At 71.2% G+C, this 25310-nt stretch carries 25 protein-coding genes; 7 read left to right on the top strand and 18 right to left on the bottom strand.

Annotated features, from left to right (window positions below):
- Window positions 1-87 precede the first annotated feature (87 nt).
- Entirely contained in the window at window positions 88-762 is a 675-nt protein-coding gene (locus tag ACZ4WS_RS10710; RefSeq protein WP_467979094.1) for a DUF5995 family protein, read from the top strand.
- A gap of 92 nt (window positions 763-854) precedes the next feature.
- Entirely contained in the window at window positions 855-1784 is a 930-nt protein-coding gene (locus tag ACZ4WS_RS10705; RefSeq protein WP_467979093.1) for an LLM class F420-dependent oxidoreductase, read from the top strand.
- Between the two features lie 25 nt (window positions 1785-1809).
- Here ACZ4WS_RS10705 and ACZ4WS_RS10700 read toward each other — a convergent pair whose 3' ends face one another.
- Window positions 1810-3519: a flavin monoamine oxidase family protein gene (locus ACZ4WS_RS10700; RefSeq protein WP_467979092.1), complete on the bottom strand. Its 1710-nt coding sequence runs from the start codon at window positions 3517-3519 to the stop codon at window positions 1810-1812.
- A 72-nt stretch (window positions 3520-3591) separates the two neighbouring features.
- The gene (locus ACZ4WS_RS10695) at window positions 3592-4419 is read right to left on the bottom strand and encodes a carbon-nitrogen hydrolase family protein (RefSeq protein ID WP_467979090.1); all 828 of its coding nucleotides are present in this window, start codon (window positions 4417-4419) and stop codon (window positions 3592-3594) included.
- Between the two features lie 297 nt (window positions 4420-4716).
- Here ACZ4WS_RS10695 and ACZ4WS_RS10690 point away from each other — a divergent pair, with 297 nt between their 5' ends.
- Window positions 4717-5271 carry a Repetin gene (locus tag ACZ4WS_RS10690; RefSeq protein WP_467979088.1) on the top strand — a complete coding sequence of 185 codons (555 nt, stop codon included), beginning with the start codon at window positions 4717-4719 and terminating at the stop codon, window positions 5269-5271.
- A gap of 84 nt (window positions 5272-5355) precedes the next feature.
- Here the strand turns inward: ACZ4WS_RS10690 and ACZ4WS_RS10685 are convergent, their stop codons facing one another.
- From ACZ4WS_RS10685 to ACZ4WS_RS10650, 8 genes are all read right to left on the bottom strand, one after another.
- Window positions 5356-5739 carry a DUF742 domain-containing protein gene (locus ACZ4WS_RS10685; protein ID WP_467979087.1) on the bottom strand — a complete coding sequence of 128 codons (384 nt, stop codon included), beginning with the start codon at window positions 5737-5739 and terminating at the stop codon, window positions 5356-5358.
- Between the two features lie 7 nt (window positions 5740-5746).
- The gene (locus ACZ4WS_RS10680; protein ID WP_467979085.1) at window positions 5747-6238 is read right to left on the bottom strand and encodes a roadblock/LC7 domain-containing protein; all 492 of its coding nucleotides are present in this window, start codon (window positions 6236-6238) and stop codon (window positions 5747-5749) included.
- A complete protein-coding gene (locus ACZ4WS_RS10675) occupies window positions 6228-8537 on the bottom strand; it encodes a sensor histidine kinase (protein ID WP_467979083.1) in 2310 nt (769 codons plus the stop codon). The genes ACZ4WS_RS10680 and ACZ4WS_RS10675 overlap by 11 nt, the downstream gene beginning before the upstream one ends.
- 213 nt (window positions 8538-8750) lie before the next feature.
- On the bottom strand, window positions 8751-10235 hold the full coding sequence (locus tag ACZ4WS_RS10670) for an HAD-IA family hydrolase (protein WP_467979082.1): 1485 nt from the start codon (window positions 10233-10235) through the stop codon (window positions 8751-8753).
- Between the two features lie 28 nt (window positions 10236-10263).
- A complete protein-coding gene (locus ACZ4WS_RS10665) occupies window positions 10264-11337 on the bottom strand; it encodes an ABC transporter ATP-binding protein (RefSeq protein WP_467979081.1) in 1074 nt (357 codons plus the stop codon).
- Window positions 11338-11341: 4 nt separating this feature from the next.
- Window positions 11342-12154 carry an ABC transporter permease gene (locus tag ACZ4WS_RS10660; protein WP_467979079.1) on the bottom strand — a complete coding sequence of 271 codons (813 nt, stop codon included), beginning with the start codon at window positions 12152-12154 and terminating at the stop codon, window positions 11342-11344.
- The gene (locus ACZ4WS_RS10655; protein WP_467979078.1) at window positions 12142-13062 is read right to left on the bottom strand and encodes an ABC transporter permease; all 921 of its coding nucleotides are present in this window, start codon (window positions 13060-13062) and stop codon (window positions 12142-12144) included. The genes ACZ4WS_RS10660 and ACZ4WS_RS10655 overlap by 13 nt, the downstream gene beginning before the upstream one ends.
- Window positions 13059-14216, bottom strand: coding sequence for an ABC transporter substrate-binding protein (locus tag ACZ4WS_RS10650; RefSeq protein ID WP_467979076.1), 1158 nt, complete (start codon window positions 14214-14216; stop codon window positions 13059-13061). The genes ACZ4WS_RS10655 and ACZ4WS_RS10650 overlap by 4 nt, the downstream gene beginning before the upstream one ends.
- A gap of 211 nt (window positions 14217-14427) precedes the next feature.
- Here ACZ4WS_RS10650 and ACZ4WS_RS10645 point away from each other — a divergent pair, with 211 nt between their 5' ends.
- The gene (locus tag ACZ4WS_RS10645) at window positions 14428-15168 is read left to right on the top strand and encodes a GntR family transcriptional regulator (RefSeq protein WP_467979074.1); all 741 of its coding nucleotides are present in this window, start codon (window positions 14428-14430) and stop codon (window positions 15166-15168) included.
- Between the two features lie 111 nt (window positions 15169-15279).
- On the opposite strand, the gene ACZ4WS_RS10640 is transcribed toward ACZ4WS_RS10645, so the two are convergent.
- Entirely contained in the window at window positions 15280-15732 is a 453-nt protein-coding gene (locus ACZ4WS_RS10640) for an Lrp/AsnC family transcriptional regulator (protein ID WP_351148992.1), read from the bottom strand.
- Window positions 15733-15742: 10 nt separating this feature from the next.
- The gene (locus tag ACZ4WS_RS10635) at window positions 15743-17245 is read right to left on the bottom strand and encodes an amino acid permease (RefSeq protein WP_467979072.1); all 1503 of its coding nucleotides are present in this window, start codon (window positions 17243-17245) and stop codon (window positions 15743-15745) included.
- A gap of 326 nt (window positions 17246-17571) precedes the next feature.
- On the opposite strand from ACZ4WS_RS10635, the gene ACZ4WS_RS10630 reads away from it, so the two are divergent.
- The 3 genes from ACZ4WS_RS10630 to ACZ4WS_RS10620 are packed head-to-tail and all read left to right on the top strand — an operon-like array spanning window position 17572 to window position 20425.
- On the top strand, window positions 17572-18684 hold the full coding sequence (locus ACZ4WS_RS10630) for an LLM class flavin-dependent oxidoreductase (RefSeq protein ID WP_467979070.1): 1113 nt from the start codon (window positions 17572-17574) through the stop codon (window positions 18682-18684).
- On the top strand, window positions 18681-19484 hold the full coding sequence (locus tag ACZ4WS_RS10625; RefSeq protein WP_467979068.1) for an SDR family NAD(P)-dependent oxidoreductase: 804 nt from the start codon (window positions 18681-18683) through the stop codon (window positions 19482-19484). Before ACZ4WS_RS10630 ends, ACZ4WS_RS10625 begins: the two co-directional genes overlap by 4 nt.
- Entirely contained in the window at window positions 19481-20425 is a 945-nt protein-coding gene (locus tag ACZ4WS_RS10620; protein WP_467979067.1) for a GDSL-type esterase/lipase family protein, read from the top strand. The genes ACZ4WS_RS10625 and ACZ4WS_RS10620 overlap by 4 nt, the downstream gene beginning before the upstream one ends.
- Window positions 20426-20427: 2 nt before the next feature.
- On the opposite strand, the gene ACZ4WS_RS10615 is transcribed toward ACZ4WS_RS10620, so the two are convergent.
- The 6 genes from ACZ4WS_RS10615 to rpe all read right to left on the bottom strand — a co-directional run bounded on the left by ACZ4WS_RS10615 (window position 20428) and on the right by rpe (window position 25185).
- Window positions 20428-20823, bottom strand: coding sequence for a hypothetical protein (locus tag ACZ4WS_RS10615; protein ID WP_467979065.1), 396 nt, complete (start codon window positions 20821-20823; stop codon window positions 20428-20430).
- 145 nt (window positions 20824-20968) lie between these two features.
- Window positions 20969-22411, bottom strand: coding sequence for a GuaB1 family IMP dehydrogenase-related protein (locus ACZ4WS_RS10610; protein ID WP_467979282.1), 1443 nt, complete (start codon window positions 22409-22411; stop codon window positions 20969-20971).
- A gap of 107 nt (window positions 22412-22518) precedes the next feature.
- The gene (locus ACZ4WS_RS10605) at window positions 22519-22896 is read right to left on the bottom strand and encodes a barstar family protein (RefSeq protein WP_467979064.1); all 378 of its coding nucleotides are present in this window, start codon (window positions 22894-22896) and stop codon (window positions 22519-22521) included.
- Complete coding sequence (locus ACZ4WS_RS10600) at window positions 22893-23309, bottom strand: guanyl-specific ribonuclease (RefSeq protein ID WP_467979062.1); 417 nt, start codon at window positions 23307-23309, stop codon at window positions 22893-22895. Before ACZ4WS_RS10600 ends, ACZ4WS_RS10605 begins: the two co-directional genes overlap by 4 nt.
- A gap of 65 nt (window positions 23310-23374) precedes the next feature.
- On the bottom strand, window positions 23375-24388 hold the full coding sequence (locus ACZ4WS_RS10595; protein WP_467979281.1) for a sugar-binding transcriptional regulator: 1014 nt from the start codon (window positions 24386-24388) through the stop codon (window positions 23375-23377).
- 110 nt (window positions 24389-24498) lie between these two features.
- Complete coding sequence (gene rpe / locus ACZ4WS_RS10590) at window positions 24499-25185, bottom strand: ribulose-phosphate 3-epimerase (protein WP_467979061.1); 687 nt, start codon at window positions 25183-25185, stop codon at window positions 24499-24501.
- Window positions 25186-25310 lie beyond the last annotated feature (125 nt).

Below are 25310 nucleotides of genomic sequence, written 5' to 3'. Positions count from 1 at the left end.
ACTCCCGCCACGGACGCGTTCCCCCGTTCTGGGGAAGCGTCCGGCACGGCGGCGCTCCGGCCAGCCTAGGACTGGGACGCTGCCCCCATGGCGCAGTTGCAACAGTTCATCACTCCCGTGGATGCGGTCGTCTCCCGCATGCGCATCCTGGACGCGACACTCCCTGAGTGGGACGGGGTCGCGGTCTTCAACCGCGTCTACCTCGCCGTCACCGAGGAGGTCGACCGGCGTCTGGACGCCGGGGAGTTCCCGGATCCCGGGGCCGCGATCACGCTGGACGTGCGGTTCGCCGAGCGGTATCTGACGGTGGCCGAGGAGGGGTGTCCGCCCGCCTGCTGGCGGCCGCTGCTGCAGTTCCGGCGCCATCCCGGTGTACGCCCGTTGCAGTTCGCGTTCGCGGGTATCAACGCGCACATCGGGCACGATCTGGCGCTCGCCGTCGTGGACGCCTGTCGTACGCTCGGCTGCGAACCGGCCGACCTGGAGGACGAGTTCGACCGCGTGGGCGACCTCCTCGTCTCGCTGGAGGAGCGCATCCGCGAAGATCTGATGCCGGGCCCCGACCTCCTCCAGATTGCCGATCCGCTCACCCATCTGCTCGGCTCCTGGAGCCTGGAGCGGGCCCGCGACGCCACATGGTCGGCCGCCCGCGCGCTGTGGGCGCTGCGCGGACTCCCCGATCTCGCCGGGGAGTTCGCCCACCGCCTCGACACCGCGGTGGGCTTCGCGGGGCGCATGCTGCTCACGCCCCTGCCGGACTGATCCGGCCACTCCTGCCCGAGCCTCCCGGAACTCCCGTGAGATCGCTGTACGTTGATCCTTCGGCACACCCGGATGCGAAGGAGCAAACAGGTATGGCGACGCGGCTCGGTCTCAGCCTCCCCCAGATGAAGCAGTACGACCTCGGACGGGACGTCCCCGACGTGGCCCGCACAGCCGAGCGGATCGGCTACGAGAGCCTGTGGGTGTTCGAGCGAGCCCTGTTCCCGGAGCCCGCGACCCAGGGGCTGTACGGCATCGAGGGGCTGCCCTGGCCGGAGGGGTACCGAGGCGTCTCGGAGCCCCTCGTGACGCTGACCCTCGCGGCCGCGGTCACCGAGCGCGCCCGGCTCGGCACCAGCGTGCTGGTCGCCCCGCTGCACGTGCCGTTCCAGCTCGCCAAGGCCTTCGCCACGCTCGACGCGGCGAGCGGCGGCCGGGTCGTCGCGGGCCTCGGCACGGGCTGGTCGCACGACGAGTACGCGGCGGCGTCGGTGCGGCCCTTCGAGGAGCGCGGCCAGGTCCTGGACGAGGTGATCGAGGTGTGCCGCGCGGTGTGGGGCCCCGATCCGGTGGTCTACGACGGCAAGCTCACCAAGATCGCGTCGGCCGCGGTCGGACCCAAGCCCGCCCGGCCGATCCCGATCCTGCTGGCCGCGAGCACCCAGAAGGCGCGGCGACGGCTCGTCGACCATGCCGACGGCTGGATGCCGGTGGGCATGGGCGCCGGGCAACTGGCCGCGCAGTGGCGTCAGTTGCAGGACCTGGCGGCCGAGCGCGGACGCACGGAGCCGCTCCGGACGGCGCTGCGCATCAATGCGCGGTACTCGGCGAAGGCGTACGACGGCGCCCACCGCCACCCCTTCCAGGGCAGCGTCGACCAGATCGTGGAGGACCTGGCGGCGCACGCCGAGGTCGGCCTCGACGAGATCTTCCTCGACCTCCAGGGCTCGATGCGGGACGCCGAGGAGCTCAAGGACGTGGCCGCCGAGGTGTACACGGCGGCCCGGACGGCCGGTGTCTGAGCCCTGAGACGAACCCGGTCCGGCCTCAGTCCTCGGGCAGCTCGACCGGCGCGATCTCGTCGTAGACGTCGCCGGGGCCGGGGTTGGTCGGGTCGGTCGTCCCGCCCAGCTGGTGCATGACGCCCCAGACCGCGTTCAGCGCGGTCTGCACGGCGCCCTCGGCCCAGCCGGCCGTCCAGGAGATGTCGTCGCCCGCGAGGAAGATGCCCCGCTTGTCCTCGGGCAGCGCGTCCTGCATGAAGTGCGTGAACAGACGGCGCTGGTAGCGGTAGTGGCCCGGCAGGTTGGCCTTGAACGCGCCCATGAAGTAGGGCTCGTTCTCCCAGGACACGGTCACCGGGTTGCCGATGATGTGCTTCCTGATGTCGACCTTCGGGTAGATCTCGCCGAGCGACTTCAGCATGACCTCCATCCGCTCGTTCGCGGACAGCGGCAGCCACTTCAGGCTGTCGTCGCACCACGTGTAGGAGAGGCAGATGACGGCGGGCTTGTCCGGACCCTCGTCCAGCAGGTAGGTCCCGCGCGTCATACGGTCGGTGAGCGTCATCGACATGACGTCCCGGCCGGTCGGATTTCCCCTGTCGTCGACGGCCTTGTCCAGCCAGAACGGCCGGTCGACGGGCACGAAGAGCTTGCTCGACTCCATGTAGTGGGTCCGCTCGATCGCCGTCCAGTGGTCGATCGGGAAGAGCGAGTCGTCGCAGGCGATCTTGGAGAGCAGCATCCAGGACTGGGCGGTGAAGATGGCCGCCTTGAAGGTGCGGATGTCGCCGTTCGCGTCCGTCACCGTGATCTGGTTGCCGGCGGTGCGGTGGAGGCGGGTGACGGCCGGACGCGGGGTGCCGTCGTGCAGCTTGGCCAGCGAGGTCCCGTACGCCCAGTGCACGATCTTCTCCGGCTCGCGCTCCCACAGGCGCAGCGGCAGCTGCTGGGAGCCGCCGACGATGCCGCGGTGGTGGTCGTCGGCCTCGGTGTAGACGACGCGCAGGATCTCCAGGATGGAGTTCGGGAAGTCGGTGTCCCAGCCGCCGGTGCCGAAGCCGACCTGGCCGAAGATCTCGCGGTGCCGGAAGGACTTGAAGGAGTCCGACTCGCACAGGAAGCCGTAGAAGGTCTGGTTGTCGAGCTTCTCGACGAGCTTCGACCAGATCTCGCGGATGCGCGGGACATCGCGCTCGCGCATGGCCTGGTTCATGTCGGAGAAGTCGGCGCCCTCTTCGAGGCAGGCGTTCCAGGCGTTCATCACGTCGCGGTAGACCTGGGGCAGGTCGTCGACGCTGGTCGCGTAGTGCGACTCACCCTTGAGGTCGACGACCGTCGAGGGCGTGGACTCGGCAAGGGGGTTGGGGAACGGCCGGGTCTCCAGGTCCACCAGGTCGATGTAGTGCTGGAGGGCGGTGGAGGAGGGCGGGAAGCGCATGGCGCCCATCTCGGCGGTGAGGGACGGGTCGCACCCCTCGAAGCCCACGGTCCGCAGGCGCCCACCGATCTCGTCGGCCTCGTAGACGACAGGCTTGAGGCCCATCTTCATCAGCTCGTACGCGGCCACGATGCCGGACAGGCCGCCGCCGACGACCGCGACCTCGGTGCCGTGCTCGGTCGCGGGTATCTGGCCGAGGCCCGCGGGGTGCGCGAGGAAGTCGTCGTACGCGTACGGGAAGTCCGGGCCGAACATGGTGATCGGCGGCTGCTGCACGTCGGCGTGCTGGACGGCGTTGGGCACGGTGGACGTCATGGGGTACGGACTCCTTGCGCGAAAGCTGGTGAGGGGGAGGCTTTTTGAGTGATCGTCAGCTGACGCTGCTCGTCAGATCAGGGACCCGTAGAGGCCGGGGCGGCGGTCCTTCAGATACGGGTTCGCCTCGCGCGAGGCCGCGAGGAAGACGGGGTCGGCGTCGGCGAAGACCAGTTCCTCGCCGCGGCCCGCACGGGTGCGGGCGACGCCGTCGGGCCCGGCCAGCGTGGAGAGTCCGACGAACTCGAACTCCGCTTCCGGTCCGGTGCGGTTGACGTACGCGACGTACATCTGGTTCTCGAAGGCCCGCACCGGGACGACGGACTCGGCGACGAACTGGAACGGGTGCATCTGCGCGGTCGGCACGAGCAGGAGGTCGGTGCCGGCGAGGGCGTGCGCGCGGACGTTCTCCGGGAACTCGACGTCGTAGCAGATCATGAGGCCGACCCGGAGCCCGTTCAGCTCCGCCTGGACGACCGGCTGCTCGCCGGGCGTGAAGTGGTCGCGCTCGAAGCAGCCGAAGAGGTGGGTCTTGCGGTAGTTCGCGAGGCGGGTGCCGTCGGCGGAGATCAGCTGCGCGGAGTTGAAGACCTTCCCCCAGCCTTCGGCCGGGGGGACCCCCATCTCGCTTCGCTCGCCGTCGCGCTCGGGATAGCCGTAGGCGACGGCCACGCCGTGCCGGGTGGCGATCTCGGCGATCGCGTCGGCGGAGTCGCCGTCGGCCGGCTCTGCGAGGCGGGCGATGTCGTCGCCGATCGCGTACCCGGTGAGGAACATCTCCGGCGCCACGATCAGCCCGGCTCCCGCGGCGGCGGCACGGCCCGCGGCCTCGTCGAGGACCTTGAGATTCTCGACGACCGAGCCGGGGCGGCCCGAGCTCTGGAGCAGGGCTGTGCGCATGCGTGATCCTCACCGGTACGGAGGGGTTTGAGGGGACAGATAGACGGTACGGGCGGCGGGCTCGGCCGGACAAGAAGGACCCGTTGCGCGCCACTGAACGAATCATTGCGTGCACCGGCGACCCGACGGCGATTCGTTGCGCGCCCTCCGGAGGAGTCCCGGTCCCCCTTGAGGCGCAGGTCACAGGCATGGCCCCCGCCGCACGGCGCAGGGGTGGTGACGCCCACGGCACGATGTGGCCGCCGGGCGCCGGCGGAACAGTGGTGACTGTCCGTTTCACCCGCAGCAAGGACCGTCGTGAGCCGCCTCAACCGTCGTACGAAGGTCATCGCGCTCGGCGCCGCCGTGCTCCTCTCCGCCGGGGCGGCTGGATCCGCCGGCGCCGCCGACACCGGGCATCAGGAGAAGCAGCGAGAGGCCGCCGCCCTCACCGGCACCGCCAAGCTGTACCGGTCGGCGGGCGACGACATCACCTTCTCCTTCGAAGCGCACCTCGCGGCCAAGGACAACGACGACCCGATGAAGGCGACCGGCACCTTCGAGTGGAGCCACTACGCCGATGGCGACGGGGCCTGGGCCAAGGCCAAAGTCGATTGCCTGATCACCGGCGGCAAGGTGGCCGTGGTGTCCGGGGTGGTCACCGCCTCCGACCTGCCGGGCGCCAAGGGCAAGCGGGTCGGTATCACCGTGCACGAGCTCGGCCACCGCGACCGGCTCGGCTACAGCTGGGCCGCGACCGGTAATCGCGTCGAGACGAAGGGCCTGCCCCAGTGCGTGGGCTCCGCGCCCTTCGAGAAGGTGAAGCAGGGCACCGGCGATTTCACGGTCGTCCCCTGGCAGCCCACGTTCTAGTTCCCACGGCCAGGGGCCGGTTCTGGCGGCTCGCGGCTCACGTCCCGTCGTCAGAGCTCGGGGATCGCGGCTCGGGGCCTGTTGTCACAGCTCGCGCAGCCGCTCCACGATTTCGAGCAGCAGCTCGCGGTCGGCCGCCGGCCCGCCCGCCACCGTTCGCCGCGGTGCGTCGATGCGCACCAGACCGGCCTCGGCCAGGTCGCCGAGCAGCACGCGTACGACGGTCAGGGGCAGATCGGCGTCCGCGGCGAGTTCGACGACCGGCCGGGGGCCGCGGCTGCGCACCAGGTCGAGCAGGGCGGCACGGGCGTGGTCGACGCCCGGCTGTCCCTCGTCCGTCTCCACGGCTGTGACCTGCGACATCAGATCGATCGTGTGCCGGTCCGAGGGCCGGGTCCGGCCCCGTGTCATGGTGTAGGGCCGCACCATCGACCCGGTCTCGTCCTCGTACCAGTGGTCGTCGGTCACGGCCGGATCAGGGGCCTGCCGGGTCGGCGGCCGACCGGACGGCGGCGGCCATGTGGCGGCCGACGCGGCGGACGAGCAGCTCCATCTCGTGGGCGAGCTGTCCGACGTCCGTCTGAACCTCGCTGAGGACGGCCAGCCGGCTGCCGTCGCCCGCCGGGGTGATGAAGAGGTAGCCGTCGTCGAGCATCACCATGGTCTGGCGCACCTCTCCCGCGTCGAAGCGCTCGCCGGCCGACCGGGCGAGGCTGTGGAAACCGGAGCAGACGGCGGCGAGATGCTCGATGTCCCCTTTCCGCATGCCGTCCGAGCAGCTCAGCGGGAGGCCGTCGGCGGTGAGGAGCACGGCCTGGCGGACGTGGTGGGTCCTCGCCACGAGGTCTTCGAGCAGCCAGCCGAGGTCCGTGCCGGGCGCTTCGAGGGTGGCACCGGGCGGTTCAGGAGTGGTAGCGGGGGGCTCGGAGACCTGGGCGGGCTGCTCGGGGGTCTGGTCAGGGCGCATCGTCGGCGTCCGTTCCTTCCTCGGTGTCGGTTCGCGCGGGGCCGGGTTCGGTGGGCAGGCCCTTGCGGCTGCGGTCCCGGCCGCGCTGGAAGGCGCCGAAGACCGCGCGGACCTCCTCGGGGGAGACCTCGCGCTCCGGCGTCTCGTCGGCTGCCAGACTTTCGGTGCGCAGCTCGGCAGCGAGGGAGGTCTGGCGGACGCGGGTGGGCAGGGCAGGCGCACCCGGGGCCGAACTGCTTTCCGCTGCACGGCCCAGGCCCAGCACCTGCCCCCGCTCCCGCTCCTGCTCCACCTCGCGCTGCTTCTCGAGGACCGCGGTCCCCCTCCGGGAAGGCAGCGCCTGCCGGTCCCGCGGGTCCGTGTCCGCCACCGCCTCCGGCCGCTCGGCTTCGACCGGCGCGAGGACCGCCCCCGGCAGCAGCACCACTGCCGTCGTACCGCCGTACGGCGACCGGCACAGCGTGACCTCGATGCCGTGCCGTGCGGCGAGCCTGCCCACCACGTACAGCCCCAGCCGGTCGTGCCGGGTCGGGTCGAAGTCGTCCGGCGTGGTGATGGTGCGGTGGGCCTCCTCGATCTGATCGGGTCCGAGACCGAGGCCCCGGTCGTCGATCTCCAGGACGAAACCGCCCCCGGCCCGGCCGGTGCGCAGGGTGACCTGGGTGTGGGGCGGCGAGAACACAGTGGCGTTCTCGACGAGTTCGGCGATCAGATGGGCGACATCGGCGACGGCGTCCGCCGCGACACCCACCTCCTCCATCGGCGGGATCACCACGCGCGCGTACTCCTCGATCTCGCTCACCGCGGAGGACACCACGTGGGCGATCGGCACGGGCCGCCGCCATCTGCGGCCGGGCGCCGCGCCGGAGAGGATGATCAGGCTCTCCGCGTGGCGCCGCATGCGGGTGGTGAGGTGGTCGATCCGGAACAGGTCGTCCAGGACGTCCGGGTCGTTGGTGCGCCGCTCCAGCGTGTCGACGAGTTTGAGCTGCCGGTGGACGAGCGCCTGGTTGCGGCGGGCGATGTTGAGGAGCACGGCGAACAGCCCGCGGCGCAGGGTGGCCTGCTTGACGGCGGCCTCGACGGCCGCGAGGCGGGCGGTGTTGAAGGAACGGCCCACCTGGCCGATCTCGTCGGTCCCCGCCTCCCCGTCGGCCAGGGGCGGTGCCTCGGTGGCGGCGTCCACGTCCTCGCCCGCGCTCAACCGCCTCATCACATCCGGCAGTTGGCGGGTGCTCAGGATGTCGGCGGCGTCCCGCAGCGTCTCCAGGCGGCGCGAGATACGACGGGCGCCACGCACGGCGAACCACAGGGACAGTGCTACGGCGGCGAGCCCGAGCACTCCGACGATCGCGGCCTTGGCCAGCTCCCGGTAGGCGAACTCCCGCCCGCGCTCGGCGGAGTTGACGGCCGACCGGGTGCACAGCTGCATGTAGCGCTTGACGGCCCGGTCGGTGGTGGTGCGCCAGGAGCCGGCCGCGACGGCCTCGCCCGCACGCTGCGCACCGGCCCGCAGCAGGGCGTCCTCGCCCCGGGTCAGCTGCCGGTGGAGGTCCCCGCGTTGGAACTCCGCGAAGAGTGCGCGCGAGTCGGCGGGGAGGTCGGGCACATACGTCCGCTCGAAGATCCGGCGGTCCTCGATCGTCGCGGTGAGCGTGTCGTACTGGCGGTCGGTGAGCGATCCGGCGGCCCGCGCCCCGGCGACGAGGGCGTCCTCGCGTGACACGAACTCCCGCACCCGCACCAGCTCGATGACGACCTGGGCCTCACGCGCCAGCCGTCCGGCCTGGAGCGCGGTGAGCGCGGACTGGACGTCGAAGCCCGGTTCCACCAGAGCGCCGTACTCGCTGACGGCCCGGTCCCAGGAGATGTCGCGGGACAGCACGCGCTCGCGCAGCCCCTCCAGCCCGTCGACGGAGTCGAGCATGGCGTCGAGCACCTGCCGCTGCCGGTCGGAGAGCCGGTCGCGGTCCCCGTCCCGGATCGCGTCCCGCATGGCGGTCACGGCGCGGTCGGTGCGGCGCTGCTGCTCCATCAGGCCGAGGGCCGCCGCCGTACCGTGGTCCGCCCCCAAGTACGCGGCCGCGAGCCGCCGTTCGGTCTGGATCTGGCCGACCGCTGTGTCGACCGGTGTACCGAAGGCGTCGTACACCCCCTGGACCCGGACGAGCGCGCGCAGTTCGCCGGTGACGGACACCATGGCAAAGCTCCACAGCGCCATGAGAGCGATCACCGGAGCGAGTGCGAGCGCCACGATGCGCGTACGGACCGTGGCGGGACGGCCGAAGGGCCAGCGCATGGGTCTCCCCAGGACGGCGGGACGGTCGGGTGGCCGGGCGACGTTGGGTTACCCATCGGCGTTACTCGTGGTTACCCACTGGTGTTACCCGCTGGTAGCGAGCGCGGATCAACCTACGGGATGGCGTACCCGGACCGCAATGACTTCCTGGACTGACTCTCGGTTCAATACGTGGGGAGTGCTCGATCCGCTCAATACGCGGTGCGTGCCCGGTCAGTCGCTGCGGGGCACGGTGAAGGTGGTGACGACCGCGGCGTGGTCCGACGGCCAGTCGTTGCCGGCGACGTCGGGCCAGGGGCGCGGGGTGCCGCTGACGAACGTGCGGGAGTCGAGTACGCGAAGGCCGCGATGCAGGACGAAGTCGATCCGGTCCTGGGGCTCGGGCCTCCCGCTGCCGTCCTCGTGCTCGATGTGGATCGGCGACCAGGTGTGCCCCGGATCCCGTACGGGGTCGGGGTGGGCCTCGCGGTAGGAGTCGCGCAGACCCGCTTCCTCGGCGGCCTTGGTCACGGGCCACTCGACGTCCGGCCGGTCCTGGTGCGAGGGGGCGTTGAAATCACCGACCAGCACCACGGGGCTGGCGTCGGTGGCGGTCTCGGCGATCTGCCGGAGGATCTCCCTCATCTGCTCCAGCCGGACGGCTTCGTGGGCGATGAGCTCGTCCGCCGGGAGCTGGTCGAAGGCGGCCTCGTACGGCCCGTACGGCGTGTAGTCGAGGTGGGCGCTCCAGACGTCGACCTCCTGCCCGCCGTCCAGCCGGATCCGGACGCCGGTCCCCCCGTAGAAACCGACGTCCGGATCCCCGAGCCGGGCGATGATCGGGTAGCGGCTGATGACGCCGAGGTTCTCGCCCGCCCGGTGGTGGCACCAGCCGAGGGCGTCGGCGAGCTCCTGCGCCGAGTTCCCGTACGTCTCCTGGAGGCCGACCACGTCCGCGCCCGTCTCCGCGATGACCTTGACCTGCTTCTCGCGGTAGTCGTCGACCTTGGTGCCGCCGTACCAGAGGTTCCAGCTCATCACCCGCAGCTCGCGGGGCACGACCATGGCCCGCAGCCGTGCCGGGCTGGCCTCCTCCAGGCTGGCCAGGACGGTGCGCCCCGCCGCGGGGGCGATCGGCGCGAGGGAGGGCACCGCGAGCACGGCGCAGCCCGCCGCCTCGGCGGAGGTGACGCCCGTCTGGGTGTCCTCGACGGCGACGCACGCGGCGGGGTCGACACCGAGGGCGCGGCAGGCGGCGAGGTACGGATCGGGGTCGGGCTTGGTGCGCTCGGTGTCGTCGGCGGTGACGGAGACGGCGAAGCGTCCGGCGCCGAGAGCGTCGAGCACCGTGTCGGCGACCGCGCGCGGCGACGCGGTCACCAGGGCGGTGGGTACGCCCTCGCGGGCCAGGGCGTCGAGCAGCTCGGTCGCCCCCGGTCGGGGCACGATTCCGGTGCGGACGCGGTCGGCGAACTGCCGGTGCAGCTCGGCGGCGATGTCCTCGGCGGGGGCGCCCGTGATCCCGCCCAGCCAGGCGGCGGTGTACTCGACGGGCCGCCCGAGCACCTCCGGCTGGTCGGCCCCGGTCAGCTCACGCCCGAGCCCGTCGGCCACCTGCTCCACCGCCTCCCACCACAGCCGCTCGGTGTCCACGAGCGTGCCGTCCATGTCGAACAGGACGGCCTGGAGCGGGAGTCGGGAAGTGGCGCGGTGGGTCACGGTGCTCTCTTTCGTCAGTGGGGGGTGTTCAGTTCGCGCGCTCGGCGACCAGCACCGGCCGCTCCGGCAGCGTCACCGTCACCGCGGCACCCGATCCGAGCGCCGCCGCCTCGTGCGTGGGCAGGTCGGCCTTGACCTCGGTGGCGTCGGCGAGCCGCACGGTGACGCGGGTGGCCGCCCCGAGGAACGCGGTGGCCACGACCCGCGCGTCGCCCGCGTCGTCCGCGCTCACCCGCACCGCCTCGGGCCGTACGAGCACATCCACCTCCTGTACGGCGGGCGCGTCCCCGTCCACCGGCAGCCGCTGACCGAGCACCTCGACCGTCCCGCCGTCCAGCCGCCCCGGAATCCGGCTCATCGTGCCCACGAACTCGGCGACGAAGGCGGTGGCGGGACGCCCGTACAACTCGGCGGGCGCCGCGCACTGTTCGAGCCGCCCGGCCCGCATCACGGCGACGCGGTCCGCCATGGACAACGCCTCTTCCTGATCGTGCGTCACGAACAGGGTGGTGATGCCGAGTTCCTGCTGAAGGCGGCGGATCTCCTCGCGGAGCGTGAGCCGCACCTTCGCGTCGAGGGCGGACAGCGGCTCGTCGAGCAGCAGGACCCGCGGCCGCAGTGCGAGGGCGCGGGCCAGCGCGATGCGCTGCTGCTGGCCGCCGGAGAGCTGGTGCGGGAAGCGCTCGCCCTTGTCGGCCAGACCCACGAGGTCGAGCAGCTCGGCGGCGCGGGACCTCCGTTCGGACGTACGCACCTTGCGCATCCGCAGCCCGAAGTCCACGTTGTCGAGGGCGCTCAGGTGCGGGAAGAGGCTGTACGACTGGAAGACCATCCCGGCGTCGCGGCGGTGTGCCGGGACGCGCGTGACGTCCTTGCCGTCGACCAACACCTCGCCGGAGTCGGGGTGTTCGAACCCGGCGAGCATGCGCAGCGCGGTGGTCTTGCCGCAGCCGGAAGGGCCGAGGAGGGCGAGGAGTTCGCCGGGCCGGACGGTGAGGTCCAACCCGTCGAGGGCGACGGTCGGGCCGAACTCCCGGCGCAGGCCCCGGAATTCGATGGTGGCAGCCTTCTCAGCGGTCTTGTGAAGGGTGGTGACAGTCATGTGTTCATCCCCGGGGAGCGGTACGGGAGCGCCCGCCGAGCCCGGCGAGCGAGAGGAGCAGTGCCCAGGTGACGAGCAGGCTGAGCACGGAGACGGCGACGGACAGCTGGGCCTGCGAGCCGCCGACGCTGTAGATCCACACGGCGAACGGCTGGAAGCCCAGCAGCTGGGCGACCGTGAACTCGCCGAGGACGAGCGCCAGTGTGAGGAAGGAGGCGTTGAGCAACGCCCCGCGCAGATTGGGCAGCACGACCCGGACCAGCGCCTGCGGCCAGCCCGCGCCGCAGCTGCGGGCGGCTTCCACGAGGGTGCGTACGTCGATGGCGCGCAGCCCGGCGTCCAGGGCCCGGTACACGAACGGCAGCGCCATCACGACGTACGCGAGGACGAGCACGAACGGGAAGTCGGGGTTCTGCAGGGCCACGAACGTCTGGAACAGCGGGGTCCGGGAGAGGTGTTCGGGGCCCCACTTCAGCACGGTGGAGATCCCGGCGACGAACGCGATCGGCGGGACGACCAGCGGCAGCGAACACACCACCTCGACGACCGGCCGCAGCCGGGGCGCGCCGAGCCGCAGCGCGACCATGGCGGGCACCATCAGGAGCAGCACCACGGCGATGGTGGCGACGGCCAGTTCCAGTGAGAGCAGCAGGCTGGAGACGAAGCCGTCGGCGGAGACGATCTGGCTGTATGCGTCGAAGGTGACGCCCTGTCCTGGCACGTCGACCGTGAAGACCACCGACGCGGCGAGCGGGATCAGGAAGTACAGCGCGGCGCAGCCGAGGACGACCCAGCGCCACAGGTTCAGGCGAGCCATCGCGCACTCCGTCGTTGCAGGGGCAGGTAGACGGCCATGACCAGGCCCGCGATGAGGACCATGTCGAGGCTGAGGGCGAGCGCCACGTTCTCCTGGCCGACCAGCACGTTCCCGGAGATGGCGTCGGCGATCTGCAGGGTGACCAGCGGGACCGCGCTGCCCACCATGGCCGCGGCGGTGGCGTACGCGGCGAAGGCGCTGCCGAACAGGAGCACGAGGCCGCCGAGCAGCGAGGGCGCGAGGACGGGGAGGGCGACGTGCCGCCAGTACTGGACGGAGGTGGCGCCGTTGTTCTGCGCGGCCTCGCGCCACTGGGAGCGCAGGCCGTCGAGGGCGGGCGTGATGGTGAGGACCATCAGCGGGATCAGGAAGTACAGGTAGACGATGACCAGGCCCCAGAAGCTGTAGAGGTTCCAGCCCTTGTCCTTCAGGCCCAGGTGCTGGGTCAGGACGCCCGCGTTGCCGAGCGTGGCGACGAACGCGAAGGCCAGCGGGACGCCGCCGAAGTTGGCGAGGACACCGGACGCGGTGAGGACCGCCTCGCGCAGGGCACGGAAGCGGGAGGTCACCACGGCCTGGGCGAGCGGCAGTCCGAGGACGGTCGCGATGCCCGCGGAGACGGCGGACAGCTTGACGCTGCCGAGGATCGCCGTGAGATAGGCGCCCTGCACCGACGCGGTCATGTTCGCCGCGGTGTACGAAGTGGCGCCGGTGGCCTGGTCCTTGACGGTGAAGGCACCGTTCAGCATGGCCAGGGCGGGGATCCCGAAGGCGATCGCCACGAAGACGAGCAGCGGGACGACGGCGAGCCAACCGGGGGCGCGGCGCCCCCGCTGCTGCTGTCCAGCAGCAGCGGGGGCCACGTCGCCCTCGCCCTCGGCCGCGGCCTCGGTGAGGACGGTGGTCATCCGGAGACGGCCTCGCCCCAGCCCTGGGCGAGGACGCCCTTGGCCTTGCTCTGCTGGGCCTCGGTCGGGAAGCTCGGCGTGCCCGAGACCTGGGGGAGCTTGGCGGCGGCGCTCTTGTCGAGCGTGCCGGCCTTCTCCATGGCGGACATCAGGGCGGGGCGGGCGTACCCCTTGAGCCAGAGGTTCTGGCCCTCGGTGCTGTAGAGGTACTCCTGCCACAGGCGCGCGGTGGCCGGGTGTGGGGCGTCCTTGTTGATCGCCTGCGAGTAGTACTGGGAGAACTCGCCGTCCGTCGGGACCGTGACCTTCCAGTCGACGCCCTTGGACTTGAACTCGTCCGCGTACCCGGCGTTGAGGTAGTCCCAGTCGATGCTGATCGGCGTCTCGCCCTTCTCGACCGTGGCCGGGGTGGACTCGACCGGCGTGTAGTTGCCGTTCTTCCTCAGCTTGGCGAAGAAGTCGAGGCCGGGCTGGATGTCGTCGAAGGAGCCGCCGCTCGCGAGGGAAGCCGCGTACACGCCGCCGAAGGCCGAGCCCGACTTCGTCGGGTTGCCGTTCAGCGCGACCTGGCCCTTGTACTCCGGCTTGAGCAGGTCCTTGAAGGTGGTCGGGCAGGTCTTCACGCGCTTGGCGTCGCAGCCGATGGAGATGTAGCCGCCGTAGTCGTTGTACCACTGCCCCTTCGGGTCCTTCTGCCCCTCGGGGATGTCACCGAAGGACGCGACCTCGTACGGCGCGAGCAGCCCCTGCTGGGCGGCGCTGAGCGCGAAGGAGCTGCCCAGGTCGAGCACGTCGGGCGCCCGGTCCTGGCCCTTCCTGGACGTCACCGCGTTGATCTCGTCCTGGCTGGAACCGTCCGGGTTCTCGACCTCGACCTTGATGCCGTACTTCTTCTTGAATCCGTCAATCAGGGCGCCGTAGTTGGCCCAGTCGCGGGGCAGCGCGATCGCGTGCAGCGTGCCCTCCTTCTTGGCGGCCTTGACCAGGGCGTCGAGGCCACCGAAGTCGGCGGCCGAGGTCGCGGTGGCCGCGCTCTTGCCGTTGGCGGTGGTCGCCTTGTCGTCGGGGGCGGCGCCACAGGCGCTCAGAGCGAGTGCGGCGGCGACGGCGAGGCCGCCGGTGAGGACGGCGGTCCTCGGCAGGAACACGGTCACGGTCTCTCCAGGAGTACGCACGAGGGTGTGGTGGGACGGAGAACTTGTCTGAACAAGTTGGCCCCAGTAGGCCCGCCGATGGTGTCCTGTTCGTAAACTTTGGCGAAACCGTGACCCCCGGTTCCCTGCACAATCCCGGCCCGCACAGATCACCTTCGGATCTCGATTAGGCTGGTCACGCTGTGCACAGCAGTCGACTCAGAGGGGAAGCATGGCGGCGCGACACGAGGAGATCGCCGACGAGTTGCGGCGGGCGATCGACCGCGAGGAGTACACGGTGGGCAGTCTGCTGCCCGCGGAGACGGACCTCGCGGCCCACTACGGCGTCTCGCGCGGCACGGTCCGCCAGGCCGTCGCGGCGCTGACCGCCGAGGGGCTCATCGGATCGCGCCAGGGCGCCCGCCGCGTGGTCCTGGCCAGCCGCCGCAGCCAGAGCTTCGCCGAGCTGCGCAGCTTCGCCCAGTGGGCGCGGGCGATGGGGCGCGAGGCGACGGGACACGTAGTGGCACAGGAGTACCGGCCGGCTACGACGGAGGACGCCGTCCGACTCCAACTGCGCGAAAGGACAACCGTGTTGCACGTCCTGCGCGTCCGCGGCCTGGACGGCGAGCCGGTGCTCCTGGAGCGGACCGTATACGCGGACTGGATCGCTCCCGCCGTCGAGCGGATCGAACCGGAGTGCCCCTCGGTCACCCAGCGGCTGTTCGAGGACGAGGGCCTGGTCTTCGCTTACGGCGAGCACGTCATCGACGCGGTCGCGGCGGGCGCCCAGGACGCCGACCTGCTCGACGTCCGCCGCACCAGCCCACTCCTACGGGTCCGCCGGGTCACCACCACACGCGAAGGGCGCCCGGTGGAGTGGTCCGACGACCGCTACCGCTCGGACGCCGTGAGCTTCAGTGTGCACAACTCGATCGGGAACAACGCGCTGGCGCGCAAAACGGCGGAGTGAACAGGAGCGCCCCAAAGGGGCGCGGGGCTCTGACATTTTTGCGGCTCCGCCGCGTGGGCGCGACCAGCCCCCACCGGCCCGCAGCCGAAAAGCGTGCCCCCAGCGGAGCGCTTACGTCGGCGATCCGGACGAAAACCTCCGCAGCAACGGCGAAAGCACCAGCACGGACTTCGTCCGCTCCACAAACGGCTCGCCCGCGATCCGCTCAAGCACTCGCTCGAAATGCCGCATGTCGGAGGCGAAAACCTGCACGACCGCGTCCGCGTCCCCCGTGACGGTAGACGCGGCCACGACCTCCTGATACCGCTCAAGTCCCCGCTGAATCGTCTCCGGCGAGGTGTTCCGCCGGCAGTAGATCTCGACGAACCCCTCGGTCTCCCAGCCGAGCGCGGCCGGGTCGACCCGCACGGTGAATCCGGTGATCGCGCCGGTGGCACGGAGCCGGTCCACCCGCCGCTTCACGGCGGGCGCGGACAGGCCGACCAGTTGCCCGATGTCGGCGTAGGAGCGGCGGGCGTCCTCGGCGAGGGCGTGCACGATGCGTTCGTCGAGATCGTTCAGCACTGCGGGTGGTTCACTTTTCTGCGAGTGGTTCTGCGGTGGTTGCTGCGGTTGCTTCTACGGTTGCCATACGGGACCGGCGATAGCCGTAGCTGAAGTAGAACACGAGCCCGACGGCCATCCAGACGCCGAAGACCACCCAGGTGACGGTCGAGAGGCTGCCCATCATCCAGACGCACAGCGCGAAGCCGATCGCGGGCAGCACCGGCGACAGCGGCACCCGGAAAGTGCGCCGCATGTCCGGGCGCGTCCGGCGCAGCACCACGACGGCGATGTTGACCAGCGCGAAGGCGAAGAGCGTGCCGATGCTGGTGGCGTCGGCGAGCTGGCCGAGCGGGATCGCGGCGGCGAGCACTCCGCAGAACAGCGACACGATGACCGTGTTGGCGCGCGGTACTCCGCTCTTCGGGTGGACGCGCGAGAAGACCTTGGGCACGAGCCCGTCGCGCGACATGGCGAACAGGATGCGGGTCTGACCGTAGAGCACGGTCAGGACGACGCTGGCGATCGCGATGACGGCACCGGCCGCGAGCAGCGTGCCCCAGAAGGTCTGCCCGGTGACGTTCTTCATGATCTCGGCGAGCGCGGCCTCCGAGTCGTTGAACCGCTTCCAGGGCTTCGCGCCGACGGCGACGGCCGCGACGACGACGTACAGCGCCGTCACGATGACCAGCGAGAGCATGATCGCGCGCGGCAGGTCGCGCTGCGCGTTCTTCGCCTCCTCACCGGCCGTGGAGGCGGCGTCGAAGCCGATGTAGGAGAAGAAGAGCGTGGCGCCGGCGGCGCTGACACCCGCCATGCCGAGCGGCATGAAGTGCTCATAGTTGCCGGACCGGAAGCCCTGGATGCCGATCGCGCAGAACAGCACCAGCGCGGCGATCTTCACACATACCATGATCGTGTTGGCGCGCGCGGACTCCTTGGCCCCGCCGAGCAGGAAGGCCATCGCGAGCAGCACCACGATCAGCGCGGGCAGGTTGAAGATGCCCCCGTCGCCGGGCGGCGCGGACAGCGCGGCCGGGATGGTGATCCCGATCGTGCCGTCGAGCAGCTCGTTCAGGTACTCGCCCCAGCCGACGGCGACGGCGGCGACGGACACGCCGTACTCGAGGACCAGACACCACCCGCAGATCCAGGCGATCAGCTCGCCCATCGTTGCGTACGCATACGAGTACGAGGACCCGGAGACCGGGATGGTGCCCGCCAGCTCGGCGTACGAGAGGGCGGAGAAGAGCGCCGTGAGACCGGCGATCACGAAGGACAGGGTGACCGCGGGACCGGCCTTGGGGACGGCCTCACCGAGGACGACGAAGATGCCGGTGCCGAGCGTGGCACCGATGCTGATCATGGTCAGCTGCCACAGGCCGAGGGAGCGCCGCAGGCTGCCGCCCTCGCCCTGGCCACCCTCGGCGACCAGGCGCTCCACGGGCTTGCGGCGCATGAGGCGCACGCCGATGCCCGGGGACGGTGGGGCGGTCTGTGTGCGGGACTGCGGGGGTGCGCCTTGGTCGAGCACGCGCTGGCTCCTTCATCGCTGCCGGTCGGGACGGCGGGGACCGGCGGCACCCCTGGGAGCGGGGACCCACCGAGCGGGGTCCCCGCCACGCCATGTACAGCGCTTGACCTTACGAGTCATGCCTTCACGGGCGTAATGCAGCAACCTTGCGCATCTCCGCAAGATCGTTGCGTTCATCGCATCTCGGCGCGTGTTCGTTGCGCGGGGCCTTTCGATGGTTGTGTGAGGCGCCTTTCGGTGGGACGGCGCGGTTCCGGAAGCCGAATGGATTGACACCTCGTCAGGTCTGTTTCATGGTGCTCGCCACTCGATACGGGAGGCACGGCATGGACCTGGATGTCCTGTACGAGATCGACGTACCGAAGCCCTGGAAGGGACCGCACCCGTACGGTCAGCGCGCGGCCGAGCAGCGGGCGTACCGGGAGGCCGTGGAGCAGATCCGGCTCGCGGACCGGATGGGGTTCCGCACGGTGTGGGCGGTGGAGCACCACTTCCGCGAGGGCCGCTCGCACTGCCCCGCGCCGGAGGTGCTGCTGGGCCACCTCGCCGGGCTGACGGAGCGCATCCGGCTGGGTTTCGGTGTGACCCTCACGCCCTTCGGCTTCACTCCCCCGCAGCGGATCGCGGAGAAGGTCGCCGCCGTCGACGTGCTCTCGGACGGCCGGGTGGAGTGGGGCACCGGCCGCTCGACGCCCATGGAGCAGACGGCCTTCGGCGTGGACCGTCCCAGGTCCCGGGAGGACTGGCGCGAGGCCATCGAGATCGTCACCGGGATGTGGCGCGAGGAGTACTTCGCGTACGAGTCGCCGCGCTTCGCCTTCCCGCGGCGCATGGTCACCCCGAAGCCGGTCCAGGACCCCCACCCGCCCTGCTGGATGGCGGCGACCTCGCCCGGCTCGGCCGAGGTGGCGGGCGCGAGCGGCCTCGGCCTGCTGTCCTTCTCGATCATGCAGCCGCTGGAGGCGATGGCCCGCCAGGTCGCCGCCTACCGCGAGGCCGCACGCACACCCCACCCGATCACGGACGTCACGACGAACCGCGTCGCCGCGTACACCCTCGTCCACGCGACGGACCGCCCGGGCAAACGCGTCTGGGACTCGGTCGCCTGGTGGTACGAGAACCTCGCGCGCTTCACCCTCGACTGGGAGCTGCCGCACCTCTCCCCCGAGGAACGCGAGCGCGCCTTCCCGCTCCTCAACCCGATCATCCAAGGGACCGTCCCCGTAAGGGAGTTCAACGACGGCGACATGATCCTCATCGGTGACGCGGAGACGATCGTCCGCAAGGCGAAGCACTACGCCGACCTCGGCATCGACCAGCTCATCTGCTATGTCCAGTGGGGCTATCTGGAGCACCAGGAGATCCGCCGCACGATCGAGATCCTGGGCAAGGAAGTCGTCCCGGAACTGGCGGGCTACCGCCCCAGGGCGGCGTCATGACCCTGGACACCACCCCTGTCCCCGACTACGCCTCGATGCTCCGCCTCGACGGCCGCGCGTTCGTCCTCCTCGGCGCGGGCAACGGCATCGGCCGCCAGACCGCGCACGCCCTCACCGCGTCGGGAGCGCGGGTGCTCTGCGTCGACGTGGACAAGGAACGCGCGGAGAGCGTCGCGGCCGAGACCGACGGGGTGCCGTACGCCGCCGACGTCACGCGGCGGGAGGCCGTACGGGACCTTTTCGCCTACGCCGTACGGGAGTTGGGCCCGGTCGGTGGAGTCGTCGACATCGTCGGCATGGCCCAGTACGGAACCCTGGCCGCGATGGACGACCAGAGCTGGGACTGGCACTTCGACATGGTGCTGCGGCACGCCTGGCTCGCCGTGCAGTACGGCGGCGCGGCGGTCGCCGATTCCGGTGGCGGCCCTCTCGTGTTCGTCGCCTCCGTCTCCGGCCTCACCTCGGCACCGCTGCACGCCGCGTACGGCGCCGCGAAGGCCGGTCTGGTGTCGCTGGTCCGCTCGGCGGCGGTGGAACTCGGACCGCGCGGAGTCCGGGTCAACGCCGTGGCGCCCGGGGCGGTGTGGACCCCGCGGGTCGCGGGGCTGCTCGGCGAGGAGGGCCGCCGCCGCAACACCGAGAACGCCCCGCTCGGCCGCATGGCCGAACCCGCCGACATCGCCTCGGCCCTGCTCTTCCTGGCCTCCCCGCTCTCCTCGTACGTCACCGGTCAGACCCTCGTCGTGGACGGCGGCGTCACGGTCAAGTTCCCGTACCCGACGATCGGGGGCCCGCGATGAAGGACCTCCTGCGCGGGATCGCCTGGTGGTCGGACGACGGCCGCCCGCTCCGCGCCGACCCGGCCGACCGGGACCGGCTCCCCGCCGACACCTGGTCGCGGGCGCTCGTACCGGCGGGCGTACGGCTGGAGCTGAAGTGCCGCGGGGTGTCCGCGCTGAGGATCCGGTACGCGGCGACGGGGCCGTCTCTCGCGGACGCGTACCGCGCCTGCACCCCCGTCTTCACCCTGCTGTCGGGCGACGAGGTGGCGGACGAGGCCCCGGCACACCCGACGGACGACGACACGGTGACCCTTGAACTGCCCTCCTCCGACGGCGAGTTCACGGTCCATCTGCCGGAGACGCTGTGTCCGGTGATCCGTGCCGTCGACGCCGGGACGGGCACCACGGAACCCGCTCCCGAACGCCCGCGCTGGCTCGCCTACGGCGACTCGATCGTCGAGGGCTGGGCGGCCTCCCGCCCGCATCTCGCCTGGCCCGCGATCGCCGGACGCGCGCTGGGCGTCGACACGGTCAACCTGGGCTACGCGGGCGCGGCACGCGGTGAACTCGCCTCGGCCGAGCAACTGGCCTCACTCGACGCCGACTTGATCACCGTCGCCTTCGGCACCAACTGCTGGGCGCGGCCACCGCATTCGGCCGCGCTGCTCTACGAGACGGCACGCGCCTTCCTGACGGTGGTCCGCCAGGGACACCCGCACGTCCCGCTGCTGGTGGTCTCCCCCGTCGTACGCCCGGACGCGGACGCGACCCCGAACCGCCTCGGCGCCACGCTGACGGACCTGCGCGAGGCGGTGGAACAGGCCGCACGCGACCTTCCCGTGGTGCCCGGAGGTCACCTCCTGGAGGCCGCACACCTGGTGGACGGTGTGCACCCCGGCGACGCAGGACACGCGCGGCTGGCGGAGGCGGTGGTGAAGGCCCTGCGAGCGGCCCGCTGACGTCAGCGCTCGTCCGGATCCCCGGCCAGGGCCCGCGCCTGCGCCACGTCCTCCTCGTCGAAGCCCATCTGCCCGGGCCGCCCGTACGCCGCCGCCTGCGCGTCGATCCAGCGGGTGTGAGCCTCCCAGGCGGCCTGCTTGCTGGTGCCGAGGGCCGCGCCGATCTGCGACCAGGAGGCACCGGACTCGCGGGCCGCGCGGACGGTGAGCTGACGGCCGTACGCCGCCTTGCGGGCCACCACCTCGCTCAGCGCCAGGAGTTCGAGAAGCGCGCCCCGGTCGAGCGCCTCGGCGTCGCTGCCGGCCCCGGCGAGCGACTCCCGTACCCGCAGCTCGTCGAGGCGGGCCACAGCGGTCAGCAGGGTGTACTGCGGCTCGATGTTCTGCGGTGTCGTCATGTCTTCAGCGTCGCGTCAAGCGGTCTTGACGTCAAGAGGGCCTGACGGCAGCGACGCTCATCAGCCCGAGCGCACCGACCGCCGGACACACGTACGGCCCCTCTTCCCGGCGGCGGGAACAGGGGCCGTACGAGAGCGGAGCGCGTCAGCTCCAGCTGGCGTGCAGCGGCTTGCCCTCGGCGTAGCCGGCCGCGCTCTGGATGCCGACGATCGCGTTCTCGGCGAACTCCTCGAGGGAGTTGGCGCCCGCGTAGGTGCAGGAGGAGCGGACGCCCGCGATGATCGAGTCGATCAGGTCCTCGACGCCCGGGCGGGACGGGTCGAGGAACATGCGCGAGGTGGAGATGCCCTCCTCGAACAGCGCCTTGCGGGCGCGGTCGTACGCCGACTCGTCGCTGGTGCGGTTCTTGACGGCGCGGGCCGACGCCATGCCGAACGACTCCTTGTACAGGCGCCCGTCGGCGTCCTGCTGGAGGTCGCCCGGGGACTCGTACGTACCGGCGAACCAGGAACCGATCATGACGTTGGACGCGCCCGCGGCGAGCGCCATGGCGACGTCACGGGGGTGGCGGACACCGCCGTCGGCCCACACGTGCTTGCCGTACTTCTTCGCCTCGGCGGCGCACTCCAGGACGGCCGAGAACTGCGGGCGGCCGACGCCGGTCATCATGCGGGTGGTGCACATGGCGCCGGGCCCCACGCCCACCTTGATGATGTCGGCGCCCGCCTCGATCAGATCGCGCACGCCCTCGGCGGCGACGATGTTGCCCGCCGCGATCGGCACGTGCGGGTCGAGCGCGCGCACCGTCCGGACCGCGCTGATCATCGACTCCTGGTGGCCGTGCGCCGTGTCGATGACGAGCGTGTCGACGCCCGCGTCGAGCAGCTGCTTGGCCTTGCCCGCGACATCGCCGTTGATGCCCACGGCGGCGGCGATGCGCAGCCTGCCGCCGGCGTCGGTGGCCGGGGTGTAGAGCGTGGCGCGCAGGGCGCCCTTGCGGGTCAGGATGCCGGCGAGCTTGCCGTCCGCGTCCACGGCGGGGGCGTAGCGGCGGTTGGCGTGGTCGAGCTTGTGGAAGGCCTCGCGCGGGTCGATGTCCGCGTCGAGCAGCAGCAGGTCCCGGGACATGACCTCGGTCAGCTGCGTGAAGCGGTCCACGCCGGTGAGGTCGGCGTCGGTGACCACGCCGAGGGGCCGGCCGTCCTCGTCCACGACGACGCCCGCGTTGTGCGCGCGCTTGGGCAGCAGCGCCAGCGCGTCGGCGACGGTCTGGTGGGGGGCGAGGACGATCGGGGTGTCGAGCACCAGGTGGCGTCCCTTGACCCAGGAGATGACCTCGGTGACGACCTCGATCGGGATGTCCTGCGGGATGACGACGAGGCCACCGCGGCGGGCGATGGTCTCGGCCATCCGGCGGCCCGCGATGGCGGTCATGTTGGCGACGACCAGCGGGATCGTGGTACCCGAGCCGTCCAGGGAAGCGAGGTCCACGCCCTGACGCGAGCCGACCGCGGAGCGGCTGGGCACCATGAAGACGTCGTCATACGTCAGGTCGTACGGGGGCTGGATGTCATTGAGGAAACGCACGTGCTGCACATCCCAGTCGATCAGAGGTGGCCCCCGGACAGGTCAGCCAGGGGGAAGAGCACGTACTTCATTGTCCCATGTCATCCGGTATGCGGTCCCCGGACAGATCATCCAGGCTGGTCAGAGGGCAGTTGGTCGGATCCTCCAAGGGAGAGGACCACGGACAGAGTCGCGTCGTGCTCCTGGTAGTGCCCGGCGGCCGACGCCAGGACCTCCTGGACGATCTCCCACTCCTCGGGCCGCCCGACCGCGTAGGGCCGCCAGCCGGTCACCACGAGCAGTCTGCCCGGGGTCGCGGGCCCGAAATCGGGGTCGCCCAGGACGTCCGCGAGTGCATCCCAGTTCCGGCCGAACCACTCGGGCAGGTCGAGCGCGCGGGCGCAGCGCTCCATGAAGCCGCGCTTGTCCCTGACTCCGGTGAGGTCGAGCTCGGTGACCTGCCATCCTGCCGCGCGGCACACGTCCGCGAAGGGCCCGTGAGTCATCTCAGCACCGCCCTGAACGACTTGTAGTGATCATCGGTGTAGTAGATCTCACCGCCCTGTCCGGTGACAATGCGCCGGGCTCCGCGATCGCGCTCCCCGGGTGTTTTGACCGTGTACTCGTGGTAGTAGCCGCGCGGGTGCTTCGGCAACAGCCGCTCGAAGTTCCCGAAAACGACGCCGTCCTTGGCGTACGGGAAGGGGCCGCCCTGGTCGATGAGGGCGAGGGTCCTGCGTGCCTCGGCGGGGAGCCGGGATGCGGGGACGGTCTGCATGTCGCCGGCCCAGGACGGGGGCGAAACGGCCGGCGACGCGGCCGACGACGTACTGGTGTCCGTCGACGAGCAGCCCGTCAGCAGGACGGCCAGGCAGACGAACAGGCCCGCGAACGCACGGGGGACGGACCGCAGCAGCATGACGTCGATGCTGCCACGGCCGCCCCCGAGCGGCGCGTCAATGGGCCTTGAAGGGCCCTAAGAGGTCACGGCCCGTCCGGGTCCGCCCGGTTGAGGGCCGGACGCGGCGTCGGTCCCGCCGTCATCAGATAGTCCGCGGCCGACGTGTCCGTCACCAGGCTGGTGACGAGCCCGGACCGCAGCACCGCGTCGATGGCCGCGGCCTTCCGCTGCCCGCCCGCGATCGCGACGACCTCGGGGATGCGGCGCAGCCGGTCGGCCTCGACCGTGATGCAGCGCTCGCCCAGGTCACGGCCGACCCGTCGGCCCTCGGCGTCGAAGAGGTGCGCGGACATCTCGGCTGCGACACCGAGGGACGCGTAATGGGCGCGCTCCTCGTCGCTGAGCATGTCGTGCACCGTGGAGATGCCCGGCTCCCAGGAACCGATGGACACGCAGGCGACCGTCACCTTGTCGAAGTACTCGAAGGCGCGGGCGATGCCCGTCTGGTTGCGCAGCGCGGCCGCGGTGGCCGCGTCGGGCAGCAGCATCGGCGCGTAGATGGGGTGGGCGTCGCCGCCCGACACCTGGGCGGCGCGCCGCACCGCCTCCACCGAGCCGCGCTCGGCGGTCCCGGCGTCGTACACACCCGTCAGCTGCACCACGGTGCACGGCGGGAGCCGGTCGAGGGCCGCCGCCATGTGGATCGTGGAGCGGCCCCAGGCGAGGCCGAGCACATCGCCCTCGTTCACGAGCTCGCCGAGCAGGTCGGCGGCCACTTCGCCGAGGTTCTCGGGGTCGGGCGACGACTCCTCGGCCTCGGCCGGGGACTCGACCACGACCGCGTGCCTGAGGCCGTAGCGGGCGCGCAGCGCGTCGGAGCGCTCCGCGTCCAGCTCGGCGGGCACCCGGATCTCGATCCGTACGAGATCCCTTTCGAGAGCGGTCTCCAGGACCCGGGCCACCTTGAAGCGGCTGACGCCGAACTCCTCGGCGATCTGGATCTTGGATTTGCCCTCGAGGTAGAAGCGGCGGGCCATGGCCGCCGCCTGCACCAGCTCAGCGGGTCCCATCCGCATGGCTGACCGGCCCGCCGACATACCCGACACGGCGCTCTCCTCACTGCTGTCACACTCTGGATTCGCCGTTCATCCTTGCAGATCCGGCGTACTTGATCAGCCCTGATGGGCCCCGTTCACGTTCCCTTGGTTCAGTGGTCGCACGCCCATGCCGCGTGGGCCGTCGCCGACTGAGCCTGGGTGCGCAATGCACGTACCGCCTGGGCCGGGTCCGATGCCCCGTACACCGCCGAACCGGCGACGAAGACGTCGGCCCCCGCCTCCGCGCACCGCTCGATGGTGGAGGCCGACACGCCGCCGTCGACCTGGAGCCACAATTCGAGGCCGTGCTTGCTGATCAGCTCGCGGGTGCGGCGGATCTTCGGAAGCATGATGTCAAGAAACGCCTGGCCGCCGAAGCCGGGCTCCACCGTCATGATCAGCAGCATGTCGAGCTCGGGGAGCAGATCCTCGTACGGCTCGATGGGGGTCGCGGGCTTGAGCGCCATGGAGGCGCGGGCGCCCTTGGCCCGGATCTCGCGGGCGAGTCGCACCGGCGCGGCCGCCGCCTCGGCATGGAAGGTGACGGAACCGGCACCCGCTTCCACGTACTGGGGCGCCCACCGATCGGGGTCCTCGACCATCAGATGGCAGTCCAGCGGCGTGTCCGTCGCACGGGCGAGGGACTCTACGACCGGCACACCGAGCGTGAGGTTCGGTACGAAATGGTTGTCCATGACGTCGACATGGAGCCAGTCGGCGCCTTCCACCGCCTGTGCCTCCTCGGCAAGGCGGGAGAAGTCGGCGGACAGGATGCTGGGGTTGATCTGCACGGCCATGCCCCAAGCCTGCCATGTCCCGGGCCGGTTGCTCTCCTCGGTCCAGACCTGGGCCGTTCTGCGGATGTTGTCCGACGGTCCGGCATGCCATGCTGGGCGGCCGACCGGCACCAGTGACGGCTACG

The sequence above is a fragment of the Streptomyces sp. NPDC029292 genome (assembly GCF_055569295.1).
This window is presented reverse-complemented; position numbering and strand designations above follow the sequence as displayed.

Excerpts from the sequence above, each read along its gene's own strand:
- ACZ4WS_RS10620 (WP_467979067.1), top strand. The coding sequence starts at position 19,481 with ATGAAGGACCTCCTGCGCGGGATCGCCTGGTGGTCGGACGACGGCCGC.
- ACZ4WS_RS10665 (WP_467979081.1), bottom strand. The coding sequence starts at position 11,337 with ATGACTGTCACCACCCTTCACAAGACCGCTGAGAAGGCTGCCACCATC.
- ACZ4WS_RS10655 (WP_467979078.1), bottom strand. The coding sequence starts at position 13,062 with ATGACCACCGTCCTCACCGAGGCCGCGGCCGAGGGCGAGGGCGACGTG.
- ACZ4WS_RS10605 (WP_467979064.1), bottom strand. The coding sequence starts at position 22,896 with ATGACTCACGGGCCCTTCGCGGACGTGTGCCGCGCGGCAGGATGGCAG.
- ACZ4WS_RS10710 (WP_467979094.1), top strand. The coding sequence starts at position 88 with ATGGCGCAGTTGCAACAGTTCATCACTCCCGTGGATGCGGTCGTCTCC.
- ACZ4WS_RS10625 (WP_467979068.1), top strand. The coding sequence starts at position 18,681 with ATGACCCTGGACACCACCCCTGTCCCCGACTACGCCTCGATGCTCCGC.
- ACZ4WS_RS10695 (WP_467979090.1), bottom strand. The coding sequence starts at position 4,419 with ATGCGCACAGCCCTGCTCCAGAGCTCGGGCCGCCCCGGCTCGGTCGTC.
- ACZ4WS_RS10680 (WP_467979085.1), bottom strand. The coding sequence starts at position 6,238 with ATGCGCCCTGACCAGACCCCCGAGCAGCCCGCCCAGGTCTCCGAGCCC.
- ACZ4WS_RS10615 (WP_467979065.1), bottom strand. The coding sequence starts at position 20,823 with ATGACGACACCGCAGAACATCGAGCCGCAGTACACCCTGCTGACCGCT.
- ACZ4WS_RS10630 (WP_467979070.1), top strand. The coding sequence starts at position 17,572 with ATGGACCTGGATGTCCTGTACGAGATCGACGTACCGAAGCCCTGGAAG.
- ACZ4WS_RS10595 (WP_467979281.1), bottom strand. The coding sequence starts at position 24,388 with ATGTCGGCGGGCCGGTCAGCCATGCGGATGGGACCCGCTGAGCTGGTG.
- ACZ4WS_RS10675 (WP_467979083.1), bottom strand. The coding sequence starts at position 8,537 with ATGCGCTGGCCCTTCGGCCGTCCCGCCACGGTCCGTACGCGCATCGTG.
- rpe (WP_467979061.1), bottom strand. The coding sequence starts at position 25,185 with ATGGCCGTGCAGATCAACCCCAGCATCCTGTCCGCCGACTTCTCCCGC.
- ACZ4WS_RS10700 (WP_467979092.1), bottom strand. The coding sequence starts at position 3,519 with ATGACGTCCACCGTGCCCAACGCCGTCCAGCACGCCGACGTGCAGCAG.
- ACZ4WS_RS10645 (WP_467979074.1), top strand. The coding sequence starts at position 14,428 with ATGGCGGCGCGACACGAGGAGATCGCCGACGAGTTGCGGCGGGCGATC.
- ACZ4WS_RS10660 (WP_467979079.1), bottom strand. The coding sequence starts at position 12,154 with ATGGCTCGCCTGAACCTGTGGCGCTGGGTCGTCCTCGGCTGCGCCGCG.
- ACZ4WS_RS10600 (WP_467979062.1), bottom strand. The coding sequence starts at position 23,309 with ATGCTGCTGCGGTCCGTCCCCCGTGCGTTCGCGGGCCTGTTCGTCTGC.
- ACZ4WS_RS10705 (WP_467979093.1), top strand. The coding sequence starts at position 855 with ATGGCGACGCGGCTCGGTCTCAGCCTCCCCCAGATGAAGCAGTACGAC.